Source organism: Streptomyces sp. NPDC127092, from assembly GCF_042722475.1.
In the GTDB taxonomy this organism is placed as follows: domain Bacteria; phylum Actinomycetota; class Actinomycetes; order Streptomycetales; family Streptomycetaceae; genus Streptomyces.
The window spans coordinates 1-2217 of the sequence record NZ_JBHXFE010000140.1 but is presented as its reverse complement, the minus strand read 5'-3'; the positions used below and the strand labels follow the sequence as shown (position 1 = coordinate 2217).

The window sequence follows — 2217 nt, the reverse complement described above, 5'->3', positions numbered from 1 at the left end:
CGCCGACGCTTATCGCAAGATCGGTATCTTGCCGCCGACGATCGAGCCGCGCGCGACAGGGCACACCGCCGAGATGCTTACCTTCATCGACCGGCTGATCGCCCGGGGCCACGCGTACCGAGCGGGAGGGGAAGCGGGGGACGTCTACTTCGACGTCTCATCATGGCCCGGCTACGGGTCTTTGACCTCACAGGAGCACGGCACTCTCCGCGGAGACGAACATACCGATCAGGCAACAGAGAAACGTGACCCTCGCGACTTCGCGCTCTGGAAGTCGGCTCCCCCGGACGCGGGGGCCAGCGAGGAGATCGTTGCTCCTGCGGCATGGGCTTCGCCTTACGGGCCGGGACGCCCCGGATGGCATCTGAGCTGTTCGACAATGATTCTCCGCTACCTGGGAGAGAGCTTCGACATCCACGGTGGCGGGCTCGACCTGCGCTTTCCTCATCATGAGAACGAACAGGCGCAGTCCCGTGCCGCCGGATACGGATTCGCGCGCTACTGGATGCACAACGGCTGGGTCACGTCCGGCGGCGACAAGATCAGCAAATCCCTCGGCAACGCGACACCCCTCGACGAGCTACTGCAGCACATGCGTCCTCTCGACCTGCGCTACTACCTCGGATCGGCCCACTATCGGTCGAACCTGGAACTGACCGACTCCGCCCTGCGATCCGCCGCGGCGGCGATGCGCAGGATCGAAGACTTCATCACCCGGAGCGCCAACCACTCGAGGCGCGCGGCGGACGCGGACATGCTGCCGGTCGCATTCCGAAACGCCTTGGATGACGACCTCAACATCCCCATGGCACTCGCGGTCCTCCATGACGAAGTCAGGCGGGGCAACACCGCCCTCGCCCAGCACGACGCGCGGACCGGTGCCGACACGCTGGATGCGGTGCTCGCCATGACTGACGTCCTCGGCATCAACCCGCGCGACAGCCCGTGGGACGAATCAACGGCCACACCCCCGCGCGCCGAGCGCGCACTGGAGGCCCTGATCGCACAGGCGCTCGACCAGCGAGCCCAGGCACGTGCGGCCGGAGACTTCCGCACTGCAGACCGTATCCGTGACGAACTCGACGCCGCCGGGATCGTGCTCAACGACAGCCAGTCAGGTACGACATGGGGCTTCACCGAAGGCCATACCTCATAGCCCGGAACAACAACAGGAGGATTCTTGAAGTCACAGCCCACTCCCAGGCTCACGGGACCAAACCGCGTCACCCCGGCGTTATCAACAGTGACGCCGCAGCCAGCGGCGCCGAACAAGGAGGACATCGTGTCGCACGACTACAGCAAGACTTCTGAGGCCCTGAGCCGCCTCAACGACCAGCAGTACCGCGTCACCCAGAAGGACGGCACCGAGCCGGCCTTCCGCAACGAGTACTGGGACAACCACGAGGACGGCCTGTACGTGGACGTCGTCTCCGGACAGCCGCTGTTCTCATCCACCGACAAGTACGACAGCGGAACCGGATGGCCCAGCTTCACCAAGCCGGTCGTCGCTGACGCCGTTCACACGAAGACGGACCGATCCCTCTGGATGCCCCGCACCGAGGTCCGCTCTACCGGGGCGGACAGCCACCTCGGGCACGTCTTCGACGACGGCCCCGCGAACGCCGGCGGCCTGCGCTACTGCATGAACTCCGCCGCGCTGCGGTTCATCCCCGTCTCCGACCTGGAGGCCGAGGGGTATGGAGAGTTCCGCTCACTGTTCGAGACCACCACCACGACCACGAAGGAGCACGCATCATGACCAGTGGAATTCACGACACCGGAGAGGTCACCCGCACACCCGGCACCGAGACGGCCGTCCTGGCCGGCGGCTGCTTCTGGGGCGTGGACGAGCTCATCCGCAAGCAGCCGGGCGTGATCAGCACCCGCGCCGGATACACCGGCGGGCAGAACGATCACGCCACCTACCGCAACCACCCCGCTCACCCCCGAGCAGGAGCAGGTCGCCAAGGAGACGATCGCCGACGTCGATGCCTCCGGTCTGTGGCCAGGATCGGCTGTCACCACGATCGAGCCCGCCGGCCCGTTCTGGGAGGCCGAGCCTGAGCACCAGGACTACCTCCAGCGGTATCCGAACGGCTACAACTGCCACTACCCTCGTGCCGGCTGGGTCCTGCCCCGCCGCATCCAGGCGACCGAGGCTTCCGTCTGACCATGTCCACGTGGGGGGGGGGGGGCGCCACGAGAGGGGGGGGGCCC

Annotated in this window: 2 protein-coding genes and 1 pseudogene; all 3 read left to right on the top strand. The window is 66.6% G+C overall.

Annotation, left to right across the window (positions count from 1 at the left end; all coding sequences use genetic code 11):
* Window positions 1-1156 (top strand): cysteine--tRNA ligase (locus ACFWJO_RS38050; protein WP_386872723.1); only part of this gene is annotated, 1156 nt, incomplete at its 5' end.
* Window positions 1157-1279: 123 nt separating this feature from the next.
* On the top strand, window positions 1280-1759 hold the full coding sequence (gene msrB / locus ACFWJO_RS38045; RefSeq protein ID WP_386872725.1) for a peptide-methionine (R)-S-oxide reductase MsrB: 480 nt from the start codon (window positions 1280-1282) through the stop codon (window positions 1757-1759).
* A pseudogene (locus ACFWJO_RS38040) lies at window positions 1756-2170 on the top strand (peptide-methionine (S)-S-oxide reductase). Before msrB ends, ACFWJO_RS38040 begins: the two are co-directional and overlap by 4 nt.
* Window positions 2171-2217: the final 47 nt, after the last annotated feature.